Source organism: Dactylosporangium darangshiense (genome assembly GCF_039537565.1).
Lineage (GTDB): Bacteria > Actinomycetota > Actinomycetes > Mycobacteriales > Micromonosporaceae > Dactylosporangium > Dactylosporangium darangshiense.
The window spans coordinates 111,278-127,378 of record NZ_BAABAT010000024.1; the positions used below are offsets into that span (position 1 = coordinate 111,278).

Annotated in this window: 16 protein-coding genes; 8 read left to right on the forward strand and 8 right to left on the reverse strand. The window is 67.4% G+C overall.

The features are described from left to right. Window position 1: 1 nt before the first annotated feature. The 7 genes from ABD901_RS34825 to ABD901_RS34855 all read right to left on the reverse strand — a co-directional run bounded on the left by ABD901_RS34825 (window position 2) and on the right by ABD901_RS34855 (window position 4,948). Window positions 2-931, reverse strand: a complete 930-nt coding sequence (locus ABD901_RS34825) for a phosphoadenosine phosphosulfate reductase domain-containing protein (protein WP_345133495.1) — start codon at window positions 929-931, stop codon at window positions 2-4. 87 nt (window positions 932-1,018) lie between these two features. Beyond that, the gene (locus tag ABD901_RS34830; protein WP_345133497.1) at window positions 1,019-1,768 is read right to left on the reverse strand and encodes a hypothetical protein; all 750 of its coding nucleotides are present in this window, start codon (window positions 1,766-1,768) and stop codon (window positions 1,019-1,021) included. A gap of 521 nt (window positions 1,769-2,289) precedes the next feature. Then, complete coding sequence (locus ABD901_RS34835) at window positions 2,290-2,877, reverse strand: hypothetical protein (protein WP_345133499.1); 588 nt, start codon at window positions 2,875-2,877, stop codon at window positions 2,290-2,292. Window positions 2,878-3,103: 226 nt separating this feature from the next. Next, complete coding sequence (locus tag ABD901_RS34840; protein WP_345133501.1) at window positions 3,104-3,646, reverse strand: hypothetical protein; 543 nt, start codon at window positions 3,644-3,646, stop codon at window positions 3,104-3,106. Window positions 3,647-3,747: 101 nt separating this feature from the next. After that, window positions 3,748-4,044 carry a hypothetical protein gene (locus ABD901_RS34845; protein WP_345133502.1) on the reverse strand — a complete coding sequence of 99 codons (297 nt, stop codon included), beginning with the start codon at window positions 4,042-4,044 and terminating at the stop codon, window positions 3,748-3,750. Window positions 4,045-4,124: 80 nt separating this feature from the next. Beyond that, a complete protein-coding gene (locus tag ABD901_RS34850) occupies window positions 4,125-4,523 on the reverse strand; it encodes a hypothetical protein (RefSeq protein ID WP_345133504.1) in 399 nt (132 codons plus the stop codon). Between the two features lie 107 nt (window positions 4,524-4,630). Continuing rightward, window positions 4,631-4,948, reverse strand: coding sequence for a hypothetical protein (locus ABD901_RS34855; protein WP_345133506.1), 318 nt, complete (start codon window positions 4,946-4,948; stop codon window positions 4,631-4,633). An 849-nt stretch (window positions 4,949-5,797) separates the two neighbouring features. On the opposite strand from ABD901_RS34855, the gene ABD901_RS34860 reads away from it, so the two are divergent. From ABD901_RS34860 to ABD901_RS34885, 6 genes are all read left to right on the forward strand, one after another. Beyond that, window positions 5,798-6,379 carry a class I SAM-dependent methyltransferase gene (locus tag ABD901_RS34860; RefSeq protein ID WP_345133508.1) on the forward strand — a complete coding sequence of 194 codons (582 nt, stop codon included), beginning with the start codon at window positions 5,798-5,800 and terminating at the stop codon, window positions 6,377-6,379. A gap of 116 nt (window positions 6,380-6,495) precedes the next feature. Continuing rightward, entirely contained in the window at window positions 6,496-6,645 is a 150-nt protein-coding gene (locus ABD901_RS34865) for a hypothetical protein (RefSeq protein WP_345133510.1), read from the forward strand. A gap of 43 nt (window positions 6,646-6,688) precedes the next feature. Beyond that, window positions 6,689-7,399 carry a glycosyltransferase gene (locus ABD901_RS34870; RefSeq protein ID WP_345133512.1) on the forward strand — a complete coding sequence of 237 codons (711 nt, stop codon included), beginning with the start codon at window positions 6,689-6,691 and terminating at the stop codon, window positions 7,397-7,399. Window positions 7,400-7,500: 101 nt separating this feature from the next. Then, window positions 7,501-9,207, forward strand: a complete 1,707-nt coding sequence (locus tag ABD901_RS34875) for an aminotransferase class I/II-fold pyridoxal phosphate-dependent enzyme (protein ID WP_345133514.1) — start codon at window positions 7,501-7,503, stop codon at window positions 9,205-9,207. 7 nt (window positions 9,208-9,214) lie between these two features. Next, on the forward strand, window positions 9,215-9,865 hold the full coding sequence (locus ABD901_RS34880) for a LuxR C-terminal-related transcriptional regulator (protein ID WP_345133516.1): 651 nt from the start codon (window positions 9,215-9,217) through the stop codon (window positions 9,863-9,865). A 30-nt stretch (window positions 9,866-9,895) separates the two neighbouring features. Next, the gene (locus ABD901_RS34885) at window positions 9,896-12,292 is read left to right on the forward strand and encodes a sensor histidine kinase (protein ID WP_345133518.1); all 2,397 of its coding nucleotides are present in this window, start codon (window positions 9,896-9,898) and stop codon (window positions 12,290-12,292) included. A gap of 413 nt (window positions 12,293-12,705) precedes the next feature. On the opposite strand, the gene ABD901_RS34890 is transcribed toward ABD901_RS34885, so the two are convergent. Beyond that, entirely contained in the window at window positions 12,706-12,915 is a 210-nt protein-coding gene (locus ABD901_RS34890) for a hypothetical protein (protein ID WP_345133520.1), read from the reverse strand. A gap of 502 nt (window positions 12,916-13,417) precedes the next feature. Between ABD901_RS34890 and ABD901_RS34895 the strand changes: the two genes are divergently transcribed. Further along, on the forward strand, window positions 13,418-15,511 hold the full coding sequence (locus ABD901_RS34895; protein ID WP_345133522.1) for a GNAT family N-acetyltransferase: 2,094 nt from the start codon (window positions 13,418-13,420) through the stop codon (window positions 15,509-15,511). Continuing rightward, a complete protein-coding gene (locus tag ABD901_RS34900) occupies window positions 15,508-15,957 on the forward strand; it encodes an ASCH domain-containing protein (protein ID WP_345133524.1) in 450 nt (149 codons plus the stop codon). Before ABD901_RS34895 ends, ABD901_RS34900 begins: the two co-directional genes overlap by 4 nt. Window positions 15,958-16,101: the final 144 nt, after the last annotated feature.

Below are 16,101 nucleotides of genomic sequence, written 5' to 3' on the forward strand. Positions count from 1 at the left end.
GTCACCACCGGCCCGCGTAGGCGAGGGTGCGCTCGACCGGGATGCCGGTGTTGATCGGGTCGTCGGGGCCGGAAGTGGCGGCGGCCTCGGCGTAGACGTCGCGCAGCGCGAGCCCGGGCCGGAAAGGCTGCCCGGTTTCGGTTTCGACGTCGAGGTAGGCGGCGGCGAGGTCGGGCCGCAGTTGGCAGGCGCGCACGAGGTCGGCGCGGGCGGCGAGCGGGCAGAGGCTGCATGAGAGGCGGCGCATGCCGAGCTGGTAGGCGGGGTGGGCCGGCGCACCGCTGTGCCGGATGCGGTCCCACACCTGCGCCTCGGTCCAGTCGTGCACGGGCAGCCACGTCCACACCTTGCGGCGCGTGTGGTTGGACGCGGCCGCGTCGAACACGAACGCGGGTCTGCGTGCGCGGGCGGTGGACTCCTCGGCGCGCGTGCCGAGGCAATTGAGGATCCACAGCGGACTGTTGAGGCGGCCGCCGTTGTCGCCCTGGTGGCTGGCGACGAGCTCGGTCATGAACGCGCGGGCCGGTTGCCGCTTGGTGGTGGAGGTGCAGTAGCGGGCGTGGGGCGCGGGCCAGCGGCCGCGGCGGCGGATGAGGTCGAGCAGGCCGACGGGGTGTCGACGCACCTCGAACCGCACGCCGTAGTGCGCGGCTTGGGCGGCGGCGAGCTGAGCCGCCCCGGGCCATTCGACGGCGCCAAGGTCGCAGTGCAGCACGACGACCCGGTCGAGGACACTAGCGCCGCGGGCGGCGGCGGTGACGACGTCGAGGGTGGCGAGGGAGTCCTTGCCGCCGGAGGAGTTGACGATGATGACGCCGAACCGGTCGAGGTCCGGGTGGATGAGTTCTTCGGGTGGCAACACGGTCCGTCGCTTGCGGCGGCCGGAGGTGTCGTTCTCCGGGCGGCCAGGGGCCGCCGTACGGGTGGGCACGGGCCGAGTCCTTTCGCGGGTTGTGGGTTCCTGACGCGGTGGGCGTCCGGTTCGCCGTCCGGGCGCCCACCGCGGGCGTCTTGCGAGTCAGTCAGTCGCGTCGGTGTCGGCGCCGGGCTTGAGCTGGTCGGCGCCCGGTTCGGGCTGCAGCAGCTGTTGCAGGAGCCCGACGCAGGTCCGGTGCTCGTTCACGAGCAGGTCCAGGGCGTGCGAGACGGCGGCCTGGGCCGTGCGCAGGTCGGCGACAGCGTCGTTGAGGTGGTCCAGCCACCCCAGCGCGCGGCGGTGCGCGGCGACCCGCCGGAGTCGGGCGAGGTCCTCGGCGGGCTGATCGGCCCAGACGCGCACGAGGGCGGCCATCACGCGAACGGCTCGGTTCGCGGCCGTGCGGTTGACCCGTTTGGTGCCTGGGACGCCGTCCGCGCAGACGGTGACGGACAGTTCGGCCGCGGTGATCGGGGCGTCGGCGCCGTGGCGCGCGGCGGTGATCGCGACGCGGTAGACGCCCGTGAGCAGGTTGCCGTTGACGGCCGGCCGGTACGGGCGGTGCTCGTAGGTGCCGTGCGGCGGGTACATCAGCTGTTCGTGCGGCGCCCCGTCGCCGCAGATAATGGCGACGGTGCCGGTGTCCAGTCGCAGCGGCGCCGGCCCGCGCCAGGCCACCAGACTTTCGCCGAGGTACGGGACGATCACGAAGACACCGCGGACTCGTGCGCTGTCGACCGTGAAGCGGGTCATGCCGACGGTGAAGTCGTGCTCCAGGCTGTAGCGGATGCTGCCGGCACCGCTAACGGCGACGGTGTGCGTGGCCGGGCCGCTGTCATGGCGTTCGGGCATCGTGTGACTCCTTCGAAGGCTCAGGAAGACGCGCGCGGGCAGCGCTGGGAGTCCGGGTTGACGGCCCTCGCTGCGGGGTTGCTGGCCGTTGATGCGCACCAGCTCCGGTCCAGGACGTGGTCTGTGGCCGGCCGTCGCTGCGGCCGGGGAAGTGCCGGGGCGCGGCATTCGGTGGGCCGCCTGCAGGAGGCACCTGGGGAGGTGCTCTAATCACACACCATGTCTCGCAATTGTCGCCTTGCGGCGAGATTGTCGGCGGCATCGGCGGCCAGACGGGCGGTATAGCGGCGTATCGGGCTGGTTCGGCGTGGCGCAGGTGTTCAGCGAACCGGCCCGCGGCGGGTAGGTCGGCGGCTCGGCCGGTGGCGTCCAAGAATGCCGCGACCGCCTCGAACTCGTGGGCTGCGCTGTGCTCGGCCGGGGGATCGGAGGTCATGGCCATCGGTGCGTCCCTCCCTGGTGCTGGCGGCTCCCGTCCCGGCCGGGTCTCCCGAGGTGAAAGCCCGGCCGGGCAGGGCCTGTCAGGCGCCGGTGTTGCGCCGGCGGGCTAGGGCGAGGTACACGGGGGCGTACTCGGCGCCGATGTAACGTGGCCGGCCGTTGGTGTCGGTCCACGTCCCCTTGGTGAACTCGGGTTCCGCGCCGGTGTCGGCGAGGTGGGCGGCGAGGGCGGTGACGCTCGCCTCGAAGTCCTCCCACGGCTGCGCGTACCGACGCGACAGCGCCACCAGGCCGTCGTAGCGGTGCCGCTGCTCGTCGGTGAGCTGCGCGTAGATGCCGTGCAGCCGAAACCATGCGTCGCCCTGCGGGTTCGCACCGAGCTCGCCGACGCCGGTGTGCTGCACGTGGTCGTCGCCGTCGAGGTACATGACGGTGAGCAGGTCGTAGGTCGCCGGCTTCGGCTTGTTCCACACGGTGGCGGGCTGCTTGGGGTTGGTGGTCTGGGAGACGAAGCGCTGCATGCCGCGCTTCGCGCCCTTGGCTGCGGTCTCGACCCAATAGCGGATCTGGCAGCGCAGCGTGTACCCGTAGGGGTAGTCGTTGACGAGGTAGGCGCTGTCCGGGTCGGTGTGGCCCTGCAGGACGCGGACTAGTTCGATGGTGGTCATTGCAGTCCTTTCAATCGGATTGGGTTCCTATGGGGATCAAGGGCTTCGCCGGTCCCTGGTCGATCCGATACTTCTAATCATACACCATCAGCCTCGGCGCTACGAAGCCGGATGGGTGGCGATGCTTCGGTGTGGTGTCGGCTGGCTCCGCGCCGTGGCCTCCGCGGCGACGTCCGGCGGCTGTCCATGATGGACTGTTGTCGGGCCGCGGTCGGTGCGCGGCTGCTTATCGGCCGGCCTGGCGGAAGCGCGCGACGCAGGCTGTGCACAGCGACAGATGGCGGTAGGTGGCGAGGGTCGCTGGCGCGGTGCAGCCGAGGGTGTCGCACGGGTCGGTCTGGACGTTGTTGAGGTGCCGCCAGAGGCTGCGCGTGATGGGTCCGACCTGGTGCGGGACCTCGCCGGTGAAGGTGCGGTGCGGGATTGGCCGGCAGTTGACATAGATGGTCCAGGTGTCGCGCAAGTTGTCGCCGGCCGGCGTGAACTGATGCACGGTGATGAGCCGCCGACGGTCGACGATGACCGTGACGTCGGCGATGCTCGCAACGCGCCGGTCGGGCATGGTGGGTGCCCGGGTCGCGGCGAGCCACGTCCGGCCGTGCATGGTGGCGCACAGCTGCTGCGCGAGGGTGCGGGCGTAGCTGGTGAATCCGCACTCGGCGCGGCTCGGCGCGGTCTGCGGGACGGGCGTCACGTCGAGGCGCAGGAGCGCCGGGTGGATGTTGAACGGTTCAACGGTGGGGGACAGGCGTTCGGTGGTGCTGCTCACGCGAGGGTCCTTTCGCTGCCGGAGGGGTCGGTTCGCTGGCCGGATGACGAACGGGTGCGGGCGCGGCTCGATGGCTGCTCGTGCGCCCCGACCCGGTCGTGTCACGATTCGTCCGTGAACTGGTACGTCACGCGGTGGTGCTGGGCGAGGAAGTCCACGGCGTCGGCCGGGCTGGCGAACGAGTGGGCGTCGGCGTCGTCGGGTAGACGCCCGTCGCTGCTCTCGATGCGCCACCGCTGCGGGTCGTGGCCGTCGCGGCGCACGGCGACGAAGCAGAAGTCGCCGTCCCAGGCGCGAACCTCGTCCGCGTCGAGATTGGCGGTGAACCACGAGCTGATGTCCTGCTCGCCGCGGCAGTACTGCCACTGCAGGCGGATCGTGTCGCGGGTTGATTCCATGGCGTCCTCCGGTAAATGTGCAGGGCTGGCGGCTTTAGGCCGACGGCGCCGAGATTGGCGCCGTCGGCCGTGCGGCCGGGCTATTGCGGCCGTGCGCTGCGGTGCTGGGCTTGGCGGATGGTGATGTACGCGGCTTCGGCGATCAGCTGGGCTGCCGGACGACACAGGGTCGTCAGGTAGGGCACGGGCACGCCGTCGACGGTGAGCGTGTACTCGCGCATCGCCGGGTCGATCGCGTGCGGGACGCTGGACACAATCACCTGGCTGCCGCTGATGCTGTACTCGATTTCGACGAGATCGGGAACCCCGTCGGTGTTGAGGTCGGTCCGTCGGCCGATGATCATGTCGGGTTTGAACCCGAACAGGGCGGCGAGGTAGAAGGCAATGATGCGGGCGAGCCGCTGCTGACGTCCGGGATGCGGCTCATCGTCGACCGGGATTGCGCCGACATACGACCATGCAACGGTGTTGCGGGGCATTGCAGACATCGAGGGGGCCCTTTCTGGACTGGTGGGGTTCCTTGTCGCCGCGGGTTCGCCGAGCGCGAACTTCTAATCACACACCACGTCGCAAACGCGGTGTGGGGCTACGCGATGGCGTAGGGCATCGCCTTGCAGGCGCGGTAGAAGGCGGCCGTTGTCGGGACGGTGTGCAACTCGACGACGGCGCCTGCCTGACGCAGTGCGGCGTGCCCTTCGTCAACGAAGCCCAGGTACTCGCCCCGGCTGTCGAAGATCATCCATCCCCGGCGGGGATTGCCGTTCTCGTCGTTGGGTGCGGAGAGTTTGACGGCGAGGCGCGTGGTGGTGTCGGCGTGGTACTTGGTCGCGGTGTCGAGCGGCATCGGGTTGCCTTTCGGTTGGGGTTCCTGCGGGTGTGGGGGTTCGCCGTCCCTGATCGCCACCCGCCTACCTTCTAATCATACACCACTACATCTCACTCGCAACCATGTTTCCGCAGCTAGACGATGGTTTCTGCTGGCGCGCCGCGCAAAGTTGATCTCTAGGTGGTGCTCCCCGGCTGCCTGTGCTGTGCAATGCCGGGGCGGTGGGCGGGGTGGTAGGTCGGGGGTTCCCGGGGTGTGGGACCGGGCACGCTTTTCGCCCGGTCCCACACCCCGGGGTGGCCTGCTGCCCCGTCCACCGGTCTGGTATCCCTTGGGGCAGGTGGCCGGGGAGCACCACCGGTCCCAGCCCCTGATCCCTTCCCGCTCCCTGGAGCCTGCCTCCCCGGCGAGGGGCCGCGGTCCAGCGGCGGGACGCTGGTCCGGCCGAAGGCCACCACCCACCACATGTCGCGGCGTCGTCGCGGTCGCTCGCGTCAACGCCCCGGTTCCGCCTCACTGCCGCCATTCTCGCCGGCGGCACGTATCGCACCCTCGATCTCGCCCGGCGCCTCGAGGTTGGCATCGTGCACATCACCGACCAGCCGCTCACCGACCAGCCGCAGACGAATTGCAGTTGCTTCGAGGGGCCCGGGCTGGGCGAGGCCGACGCTCCGGCGGTGCGTTACGTATCGTCACGGTGGCCCGGCGGCACCCGCTTAACTCCGCGAATTCGGCAACCGCGACCAGCCCGACCACCAGATGCCTCCATCGATGCACCGCGCAGACAGCCGACCTGTCCGCGATGTCGACAATGCTGTCGATGACCGAACTCGCAAGATCTGGTCGAGCCGTCATGCGCCATGAGCAACCTTGCCGGACGGCACGCGACTGATCCATCATCCTGTACTAGTGGGTCGTCTGAGCGAGATGAGCGAGCGGATGCTCGCTGGGAACCTATGGCGCGAGCGGCAGATAGCTCGGCATCTGAGCCCTCACTTGCGGGCCACCGACGCCGTTCTGGACCTCGGCGCCGGTAGCTGTAAGCTCGCGAAGCTGCTGATCGGCCGGGAAGGGCTTGAAGTGATTGCGGTCGATGTCGTCGATCACAACGTCACTGATCTGCCGCTTACCCTCTACGACGGCGAGCGTCTTCCGTTCGCCGACGGCTCGTTCGACACCGTGCTGCTGATCTTTGTTCTGCACCATGCCGCGGACCCCGACGGCTTGCTCCGAGAGGCATTGCGGTTGAGTCGACGGCAGGTACTGGTAGTTGAGGACGCCCCAGTAGGCCGATGGCAGGCGCGGGCCTGGCGCGTTTGGGACTATCTGCTTAATCACGGAAGCCACGACGATGTCGCGATCGCGCATGAAGCACGCTCGGTGCGGAGCTGGCGAGATTGGCTCGACGCGGCCACGGGGTTGGAACCCGCTGTTGTGCGAACGTTTCGGACGGCCTTTCCGCTGTTCTGGACGGTTCCGCACGTATTGCTGGTAGTTCGACCCCGCTGATGTGGGTGCAGACTACTAACCGCCAAATGGATACCCATGCCGATTCGCATTCGACCGGTTCTCGTCAGAATTGTTGCTACATCCGAGAACCGAAAGGAACGGCCATGGAACCCCTCATGGAGATGCTCACCGAATTTCTCCGGACGATCCGTGAGGTCAGTCATGATCAGTCTCGTACGATGCGGGCCGTGTTGCTGACGGTCGTCGTGTCTGTGGCGCTGGCTACTTTGATCTTAACGGCGGGGCTAGCCTTCTCGATTGGGTGATAAGACCCTGGGCGTGCAATCTGAAGTGTGCTCAAATCTTCGCATGTCCAGTATTGAGGCATTCTCCGTCGTTGTTCCGACCTGGAACGAGGCGCGCCTGCTTCCGCCGCTCGTTCGCGCGCTCCAGGCATCTCCCTCGGTCGGCGAGGTAATTGTGGCGGATGCCGAATCGGAGGACGGCACGGCCCAGGTTGCCGTCGCCGCCGGTGCCCGCGTGGTGGCTGGGGGGCGGCCGGCCCACGGGCGTAACGCCGGTGCACGGGTTGCACATCGGTCGCTTCTTCTCTTCCTGGACGCGGATGTACAGCCCACCCCCGAGGTGCTTAGCCAGTTGGCTGCGGGGTTCGCCGACCCAGCTGTCAATGCGATGCATGTTCGCCTCATGCCACTCTCCGGGAGCTGGTTCGTCCGGCTGTGCTACCGCATGCTGGACCGGCACTTCCAGGTATGCGACCGGCTCGGCCTACCGCAGGGACTCGGCGCCCTCGTCGCGGTGCGGCGCGAGGCATTCGACCGGGTCGGAGGGTTCGACGAGACGGTGGTGGCGGGAGAAGATTCCCACTTCTTCCGCCAGCTCGGCCGCCTCGTCGGGGGTGTGGTCTACCGCCGCGAACTCTCGATTGGGGTGTCGGCGCGGCGCTTTGAGATGGAGTCGCCGGCGCTGTTCGCGCTCAAGAACATCCTCTGGGGCGCACTCCGACTGGCTGGGCTGCGGATCAGCATCGTGCCGTACCGGTGGCAGCGCTATCCGTAACCGGCGATTGGGGGTTTCTGCCCTACTTGCCGGCTCGGCAGGGCGACAAGCTTCTAGTGAGGAACCACCGGCAGGTGCAATAGACGATGAGAGGATCGACCATGTCGGGTCCCATCACCATCCGCATAGGGACGCGGTCTGACCTTGACGACATCTTCAGCCTGCGCCACGAGGTATACGCGGCCGAACTCCAGCAGTACCCCGCCAGCGACGACGGACGTCTCGCCGAGCCAGCCGACAGCGCCAACGTGTTCCTATTGGCCGAGGTCGGCTCGACGCTGGCCGGTTTTATTAGCCTCACGCCGCCAGAGGCGCCACGGTACTTCGTGGAGCGGTACCTGGACGCGCAGATCGCACGGGAGGTGCGCGCAGACTCGCCGTACGAGGTCCGTGCCCTGACCGTGCGTCAGCGGTTCCGGCACACGCCGGTAGCGAGCCTGCTGATGTACGCCGCCTTGCGCTGGGTGGTGTCCCGCGGCGGCGAGAGCGTGATTGCCATGGGCCGAGCAGAGACCCAGGACATGTACGCCAAACTTGGGTTGCATCGGACCGACTATGAGTTCACCGTCGGCTCCCAGCGCTACGGCTTGATGCGTGGCAGCGTAGCTGGTGCGGAGACCGCGTTCGCACAGGCCTACCGGCGGATCCTGCCTCGGCTCGCTAGGCTCGTGCAGTGGGAGCTGGCCAGTTCGTTCAGCCCGGATCCGCACCACTGCGCGCACGGCGGCCGCTCCTTCGACGCGATCGGGACAGGATTTGACCGTCTCGACCGCCGCGAGCTCATCATCACTGCCGACGTGCTCGATGCGTGGTTCTCGCCGGCGCCCAGGGTGCTCACGGCTTTGATCGAGGATCCCGGCTGGCTCGCGCGCAGTTCACCCCCAGCTCAGGCCGATGGCTTAATCACGGAGATCGCCAAGGCGCGTGGCTTGGACCGCGACTCGATCGTCGTTGGAGCCGGTTCCTCCGATCTGATCTATCGGACCTTTCCCCGGCTGATTGGCCAGGGCTCGCGGGTGCTGCTCATGCAGCCCACCTACGGCGAGTATCCGCACCTGGTCGAGAAGCTCGGCGCTCGAATCGACGTGCTGAGGCTGCGCCCGGAGAACGGCTGGCAACTGGACCAAGGCGAGTTGCAGCGTGCTCTAGGCCGCGGATACGACCTGGTTGTCCTGGTGAATCCGGGCAACCCGACAGGTCGGCACGTGCCGGGAAAGCAGCTGTGGGATGTACTGCAGAATGCGCCAGCATCCACGACCATCTGGGTCGACGAGGCGTACATCGACTACGTCAGCCCGTCCGAAACCTTGGAACCGATGGTCGCGCTCTCTAACAACCTGATCGTCTGCAAGACGATGTCCAAGGCGTACGCTCTCTCCGGCCTCCGCGTGGGCTACCTGGTCGCCGCCGCACCATTCGCGACCGATCTTCGCCGGTGGTCACCGCCGTGGCCGGTCGCGCTCCCTGCGCAGATCGCTGCAATTCGGGCGCTCCAGGACCCGACCCACTACCTGCGTTGCTGGCAGCGCACTGGGGAGCTGCGGCGGACGCTGGCGGACGGGCTGCGTGCCGCTGCCGACGTGCAGGTTCTTGAGTCGGAGGCGAACTTTGTCCTCGTCCGGTTGCCGTACGAGGGCACCGCCGCGGAGGTGCGGCGCCAATGCGAGGACCTCGGCGTCTTTGTTCGCGACGTATCTCCCCTCTCGCCGGACTTCCGAGATCGGTATATACGCGTCGCCGTTAAAGAAGTCGACCAATCTCGGCGTATCGTCGCAGCAGTCTGCTCGGCCGTGTCCCACCCCTACTAGACCGCGGATGGAGGAGTCGTCGGCGATGATCACGATCGCTATTGTGGAGGACGACCCGGTGACGAGGCTGGGACTCGCTGCGATCGTGGACAACGAGACCGGAATGACTGCGGTTGCCTCGGTTGCCTCGGTGGAGGAGCTCGAGGCGAAGCACCTCACCGCCGTCGACGTCATCCTGCTCGACCTATACCTGCGGTCCAGCGAGTTCCAGGGCGCGGATGCCGTCAAACGCCTCGTCGAGCGCGGCCACCGCGTTCTGGTGCTGTCGATGTCCGACGAGGAGCTTGCCGTACAAGAGGCTATCGGAGCCGGCGCAAACGGGTATCTTACAAAAGAGGCAGAGCCGGACGAGATCCTGCGCGCAGCCCGGACGGTCGCTGGCGGGAAGACGTACTTTTCCGCGACCGTCGCCGGATTCCTGTTACGTGACGCGGCTCGTCTGACTGCCCGCGAGGTCCAGATCCTGCGTTTGGTGGCCAGCGGCGACACCACTCCCGAGATCGCCGCTCAGCTAGTCATTAGCGAGAAGACCGTCAACCGGCACCTCGAACGCATCCGCGACAAGACCGGCGCGCGAAGGCGTGCGGACCTAACGCGGTTCGCGATCGAGCGCGGCATTCTGTCCAGATTCCAGCGCAAACCACCTCGCCCGCACTAGAACACCGCCCCACCGCCGATCGGAGGAACCGTGCAGCAGTTCCCAGATCATCCTCGGTCGAGCCGGTCCCTCGGCGATTGGCTCGTCCTCGGCGCGCTGGTGCACCGTACGCTGGTAAACCCAATCATCTTTCTCGGGAGTACGGACGTACTGGGAGAGTTGACCACGGCGCACCTGGCGGTGGTGGCACTTCTCACCGTCGTCAACGCTGGCTTGACCGCTTGGGCGCTAACCGGTCGGCAGGTCATACTGCTGCGCTCCCCGGCCTTCATGGCGTGTGACCTTCTGGTGACGGTAGCCGTCAACATCGGTTCGGCCGCAGCCCTACCGCCGAACCGGATTCTGCTGCCTTACTGCGACATCTTCTGGCTCTACGCGACGAGTACGGCTGCATTGTGGACGATTATTCGCGGGCCTCGCACCGGTGCGCTGCTGCTCAGCGCCGGTGCGGGGCTTCCCCTCGCCATGGCGCTGGTCAACCGGGCTACCCTGACCGATGAGGGGATCTTGCACTTGATCGCCCGCGACGGATGGCTGTTCGCAGCAATCGCCATTCCAGTGCTCGCCGAGCGGTTGTCGAGTGAGAGCACTCGCCGTGCGGTAGAAGAGAGCAACCGTGAAGGTCGCGCCCTGCAACGAGCCCTGGCGTTCCGCGACCTACACGACACAGTTCTGCAAACCTTCGCACGGATCAACTGGCAGACCGCTAGCGGCGACCTCGGCCCCGACCAGCGGGCGGAGATCCGCGCCACCGCGCACGAGCAGTGGCAGCAGCTCAACACGGCGATGCTGACCGACGAACGACGTCAGGAAGGCCTGCGGGACAGCTTGTACGCCCTGGTACGCGAATACGCGACGCGGGACCTACTGGTGCGCTTGTCCGTCTCCCAACTCACCGCCGAACCACCAGAACCCATCGTGCGTGCCCTGGTTGGGGCCATCCGGGAGGCGCTAACCAACGTCAGCAAACATGCCCGCACCCCAGACGTCTGGATGACCGCCGCCGACACCGGCGACGAGATCAGCATTCACATACGCGACAATGGCGTCGGCTTCGATCCCAGCCTGCCTACGCCTGGCTTCGGCATCGCGCAGTCCATACAGGCGCGGCTCAAGGAGGCCGGCGGGCACGCGGACATCACCTCGGCGCCGAGTGCCGGCACGACCGTGACGCTTGTCGCTCCGGTAGGCGCCCTTAGGCGATCGCGCGTCGGGCCGACGGTGGCGCTGCACGAGTCGCAGACTGTTGATGTCTTGGCCGGTACCGCGATCGGCTGGTTTGCGCTGGTCGCCCTCGCCTACCGGATCGCGCTCAGCCCACTGCAGGCGCTCACCGCGCTGGCTAACCTTAACCTCAACATCCCGGTCACCTACACCGCGATCGTCGGCTTAGTGGTCTGCGGCGACGTCGTACTGCTTGCCAGCGTGCTCTTTGGCCGGCTACACGGCCTACTACGATCACCTCTGCTGCTTGTCGCGGACGCCGCAATCTGCGGAGCTATGAACCTCTGGGCCGCACATGTCCTACCCGTCGGCACCCAGCTAGCTGCTGGCCACGACATTCTGTGGACCTATGTCGTAGGCGTGGTTGCGTTCTGGACCGTGGCGCGTGGCGCGTGGGCCGGTCTGGGCCTGGTCGCCGCCGCGCTGGCCCTTCAGTTTCCAATGGCCTGGCTCAACGGCGCGCCGCTGGACGGGGCTGGGCTGCTGCAGATTGCTTCCCGCCAGGGATGGCTGGTGGCCGCGTTCCTAATGGCTTGGATGGTGTCGACCCTAGCGCGAAGCAACGCTCGCCGGGCGGTCGAAGCCGGAATAGAGGCAGGTCGCACCATCGAGCGAACGTGGGCGCTGCGGGACACGTACACCGACGTTTCCGCATCCCTGGCACGCATCGTTGCCTGTTGCGACAACGCCGATGTGCCCTCGGAGAGGCTAGCAAAAACTGTGCGGGGCCTGGCGATGAGCGCGGCCACTCGGCTCCGCTCGACGCTGCAGCCGCCGACTCGGCCCGAGCACGATCTTGCAGTCGAGCTGACGAAGATCGCCGACGCATACCGGGCCCGCGGACTGCGAGTGGAGTTCGTACGCACGGAACTAACGAGCGACCCGCCAGGTGAGGTCGGCGCGGCCCTGTTGGACGCTACCCGCTCCGCCTTGGACGAGGCGACCGGTGTTGCCGGCGCAGTCCATGTAGTCGTTCGGGCGGCCAGCACAGAGGACGGACTGGAGATCACTATTCGCGCCCGGGGCCGGGCCGGTGACGTCCCGGTGCTGCTCCTGGCAAGCCAGCAGCAGTCCATTGGAGCCACGCTCGCGGCGGTCGGCGCCCACATCGAGCACATGTCAGCTTCGACCGGCGGAGCTCGCGTACGACTGACCTGGGTGCCCGGCGCGACATATGAAAGGATCGCTCGCGCAAGCGGGTAACGCTACGAGCGCCACGACGAGAAATCTGGAGCTGAACGAACGGAACTGCGGAGCAGGATGGCGCAGATCTAACGGGACGTGCGCAAGCCAGGTGGCAACCTACAGATACTGTCGCGTCCGGGTCACCGCTGGGATGGCCGGGTAACTCCCGGTCGGCGTGGTCGGCGTAGAACTGGCAGAAATCGTGGCGTCCGGCGCCCGCGACGGTGCACCGGTCATCCTCAAGATGATCAGCACGGACGACGCGTACTGGGTCGGCTGCCGGGAGCTCGCGGCATACTGCCGCTTCACCCGTTTCCGCCCCGTTCGCGGTGCCGGTACTGTTGTGGTCCGACGACCGGGCCACGCTGCTCAGTACGTTGCCTGGCGAACGGCTGCACGAGCAGCGCCACCTCGACGCCGACCTCGAACCGTCAACCGTGCAAGCCATTCTTGCCACGCTGCGGCAGGTCGCGACCTGGACCCCGCCTGCCGATGGCGAGTACGGCCGGGTGGAGGACCCGGCCGTCACGTGCCTGGCTCGCATCGACGCCGAACTCGACGCCGGCCTGCTCGATGACGCCGACCGGCATCGGCTGCACGGACTCCTTGAGCGCATCGGCGCCGCGGCCGCGTTCGCGCACGGCGATCCGATCCCGACCAAGGTCCTGCTGCCGAGGGCGGCTGCATGTTGGTGGACTGGGAGCTCTGCGGCCGGTTCCTGCCCGGCTACGACCTGGCCGTGCTGTACACGTCGCCGCCGCCAGCCCAACCCTCGCCGCAGCCATCACCGCGGAGATCCGACACCGTGAGATCGTGCTGCCGTTCATGGTGAACCTCGGCCTGTTGCTGTGCCGCGAGATCCGCATGCACCGCCATCTGCCCACCGGGCCCGTGCCGGCGCAGTGACTCGCCGTCCTCGAACAACAGGTGACGACCTGGTACCGCAAGCTCGACATAGTTGCATGACGGGCAGTAGTCGCGGCGGCGCCGCCGTGCGCTAGCCGAGGTTGAAGGCGGCATCGCTGAGGGGCGCGCTCTCGACGTGCGGGAAGTTGCGGAATGAGTCAGCCGTTCGACGGGGCCGACCTCCGCCATCGATCGAGCAGTCCGCACTGATGGGCTATACCTGACATCTTCCACTGTATGCACATGTTCGTGCACACTGCGCTTATGTCTGTAGATCGCGCGGAGTCGTTTTCGGATCTTCGATTGACTCCAGTCGATGTCGGCGACGAGGCCGGAATCAAGGCAGCCATCGCGCTGGGCAACCGCTCGCGGGCCACGCTAGGGCCGATGCCGTTCGCCGCCTACACCGATGCGGCGGGCAAGGGCACGCTGCTGCTGGCCTATACCGGTGACCAGGTCATCGGTTACGCGCTCTACGCGCTGGCCAGAAGCCGGGTCCGCCTGGCGCACCTCTGCGTCGACCAGGCGTTCCGCAACCGCCGCGTCGCCCTACGGATGGTCGAGTTCATCAGCGATCGCCACGCCGACCACCTCGGCATCGCCGTACGCTGCCGGCACAACTACAACCTCGGCGAAATGTGGATCAAGCTCGGCTTCACGCAGCTCGGCGAGCGACCCGGACGCGGCAAAGATCGTCAGGCACTCGTGGACTGGTGGCGGGATCATCACCACGGCCACCTGTTCACCCCGGACCCCGAAACGGTCCTCGTCCGCGCGGCCGTCGACATGAACGTGCTCCGCGACATGGCCGAGCAGCGCCACGACAGCGAGGAGTCCCGGTCCCTGCTCGCCGATCACCTCATCGGCCTGCTTGAGCTGGTGCGTACCGCCGCTCTCGACGCCGAGATCAATGCGATGAGCGGCGATCGGCGGGCGAAGTTCGCCCGGCAGGCGCAACCGTTTACCGCCGTGCGGACCGATCCTGACCGGCAGGCGCAGATCGCGCGGGAGATCCAGACCGAGGCGCAGGCGTCCAGCCCCGGCTACCCACGAACCGACCAGGACCGGCGGGATCTGCAACACGTCGCTGACGCCGTCGCCGCGAACCTCAACGTCTTCATCACCCGCGACGAGAATCTGGGTCGGACGTTGGGTTTCGTCGGAGGACGGTACGGGCTGCGGATTCTGCGGCCTGTGGACGTAGTCGTCCATATCGACGAGCTCGTGCGCGCCGAGTCATACCGGCCGGTTGAGTTGCTCAGCACCGAATACTCGCAGCAGCTCATCGGCAGCGGCCATGAAGACGACGCGCTGCCCTTAGCCAGCACCGGGTCTGGCGAACGACCGCGAGACCTGGTGAACCTGATACGAGGACTCGCGCTGGCCGGCCACGACCGCGTCGGCATCTTCACCCCGGCCGGGGACATCACTGCCGTGTTCTCGGCTCATGCGACGACCCGAGTGCTGGAGGTGCCGCTGCTGCGGGTGGCCAACGACGGGCTCGCGGACACCTTCGCCCGGCAGTTGATGTTTCTGCTGCGCGAGCACGTCCGCACTACCGGGGTCGACACCATTCGAATCAGCGACCGCCATCTATCGCCTGCGGTACGACTCGCCGCCTACAACGAGGGCTTCCACTTCGTCGACGGGCACCTCTACGGGTACGCGCTGGACGTTGCCGGCCCGGCCGCCGTGGTCGAACACCGCGCGGTGCTTGCCGCACGGCAGGTCGGCCTGCCCGAGCCGCCTCCGTTACGATCAAGTATGCCCGCCGTCGCCGCCGCCGAACTGGAACGCATCTGGTGGCCAGCGAAGATCACCGACAGTGCGCTGCGGTCGTATCTCATCCCGATCCAGCAGGCGTACTCGGCCGACCTGCTGGGTATCCCATCGGGGTTACTGCCCCGCAACAACGCCCTCGGCCTCACCCGGGAGCACGTGTACTACAAACGTCCCGGAGGCATACAGGTCAAAGCCCCCGCCCGGCTGCTGTGGTACATGAGCGGAGGCGGCAGCACAACCCCGCAGCCCGCCGCCGTCATCGCCTGCTCGCAGCTCGACGAAGTCGTCGTCGGCGCCCCGGACGAACTGCACGACCGGTTCCAGCACCTCGGCGTGTGGGACAGGGCCACGGTTGGTCAGGCTGCACGCGGCGGCCGTGTCCAAGCACTGCGCTTCACCAACACCGAGATTTTCCCGACGCCTGTGCCTCGGGCCCGGCTGCGCGAATTGAGCCAGCGGTACGCCTCACACGACCAAGTGCCGTTCGGCCCGCTGCCAATCCCGGCGGATCTGTTCACGGCGCTGTACGAGGAGGGCAGAACACCATGACCGTCGAACGCACCCTGCTGTTATCGCTGCGCCCCCGGTTTGCCGACGCGATCCTCGCCGGCACCAAGACCATCGAAGTCCGACGCCGTCCCGTCAACGCGTCCGCCGGCACCCCGATCATCCTCTACGCCAGCTCCCCGCGACGGGCGGTGGTCGGCACAGCCCGCCTCTCCGCGGTGCACAGCGACGACCACAACACAGCATGGCGCAGATACCGTCACACCCTCGGCCTAGCCCGCCGCGAGTTTGATGCGTACCTCGAGGGCACCTCCCAGGTGTACCTGCTGCACCTGGGCAACGTATGCAGGCTCAACCAGCCCTTGCCGCTGCAGCGCCTGCGAGAAGACGGGCCGTTCCAACCGCCCCAGAGTTTCCGCTACGTCGCTGCTTCCGACCCCAGCCGCCTGCGAGATCTCGTCCACCCAATTGCAGCGCTGACCAGCTGACGCCACCCGGGCGCATCGCCAGAGCATTCCGGGCAATGACGGTGGCATCGCACGCCAATTCGGGCGCCGACGATCACCTTCGACGGCTCGCTTGATCGATCTCGGACCGCATTGACAGGACGCGATGCGGACTTGGTCCCAACC

Excerpts from the sequence above, each read along its gene's own strand:
- ABD901_RS34830 (WP_345133497.1), bottom strand. The coding sequence starts at position 1,768 with ATGCCCGAACGCCATGACAGCGGCCCGGCCACGCACACCGTCGCCGTT.
- ABD901_RS34835 (WP_345133499.1), bottom strand. The coding sequence starts at position 2,877 with ATGACCACCATCGAACTAGTCCGCGTCCTGCAGGGCCACACCGACCCG.
- ABD901_RS34845 (WP_345133502.1), bottom strand. The coding sequence starts at position 4,044 with ATGGAATCAACCCGCGACACGATCCGCCTGCAGTGGCAGTACTGCCGC.
- ABD901_RS34850 (WP_345133504.1), bottom strand. The coding sequence starts at position 4,523 with ATGCCCCGCAACACCGTTGCATGGTCGTATGTCGGCGCAATCCCGGTC.
- ABD901_RS34860 (WP_345133508.1), top strand. The coding sequence starts at position 5,798 with ATGAGCGAGCGGATGCTCGCTGGGAACCTATGGCGCGAGCGGCAGATA.
- ABD901_RS34865 (WP_345133510.1), top strand. The coding sequence starts at position 6,496 with ATGGAGATGCTCACCGAATTTCTCCGGACGATCCGTGAGGTCAGTCAT.
- ABD901_RS34870 (WP_345133512.1), top strand. The coding sequence starts at position 6,689 with ATGTCCAGTATTGAGGCATTCTCCGTCGTTGTTCCGACCTGGAACGAG.
- ABD901_RS34875 (WP_345133514.1), top strand. The coding sequence starts at position 7,501 with ATGTCGGGTCCCATCACCATCCGCATAGGGACGCGGTCTGACCTTGAC.
- ABD901_RS34880 (WP_345133516.1), top strand. The coding sequence starts at position 9,215 with ATGGAGGAGTCGTCGGCGATGATCACGATCGCTATTGTGGAGGACGAC.
- ABD901_RS34895 (WP_345133522.1), top strand. The coding sequence starts at position 13,418 with ATGCACATGTTCGTGCACACTGCGCTTATGTCTGTAGATCGCGCGGAG.
- ABD901_RS34900 (WP_345133524.1), top strand. The coding sequence starts at position 15,508 with ATGACCGTCGAACGCACCCTGCTGTTATCGCTGCGCCCCCGGTTTGCC.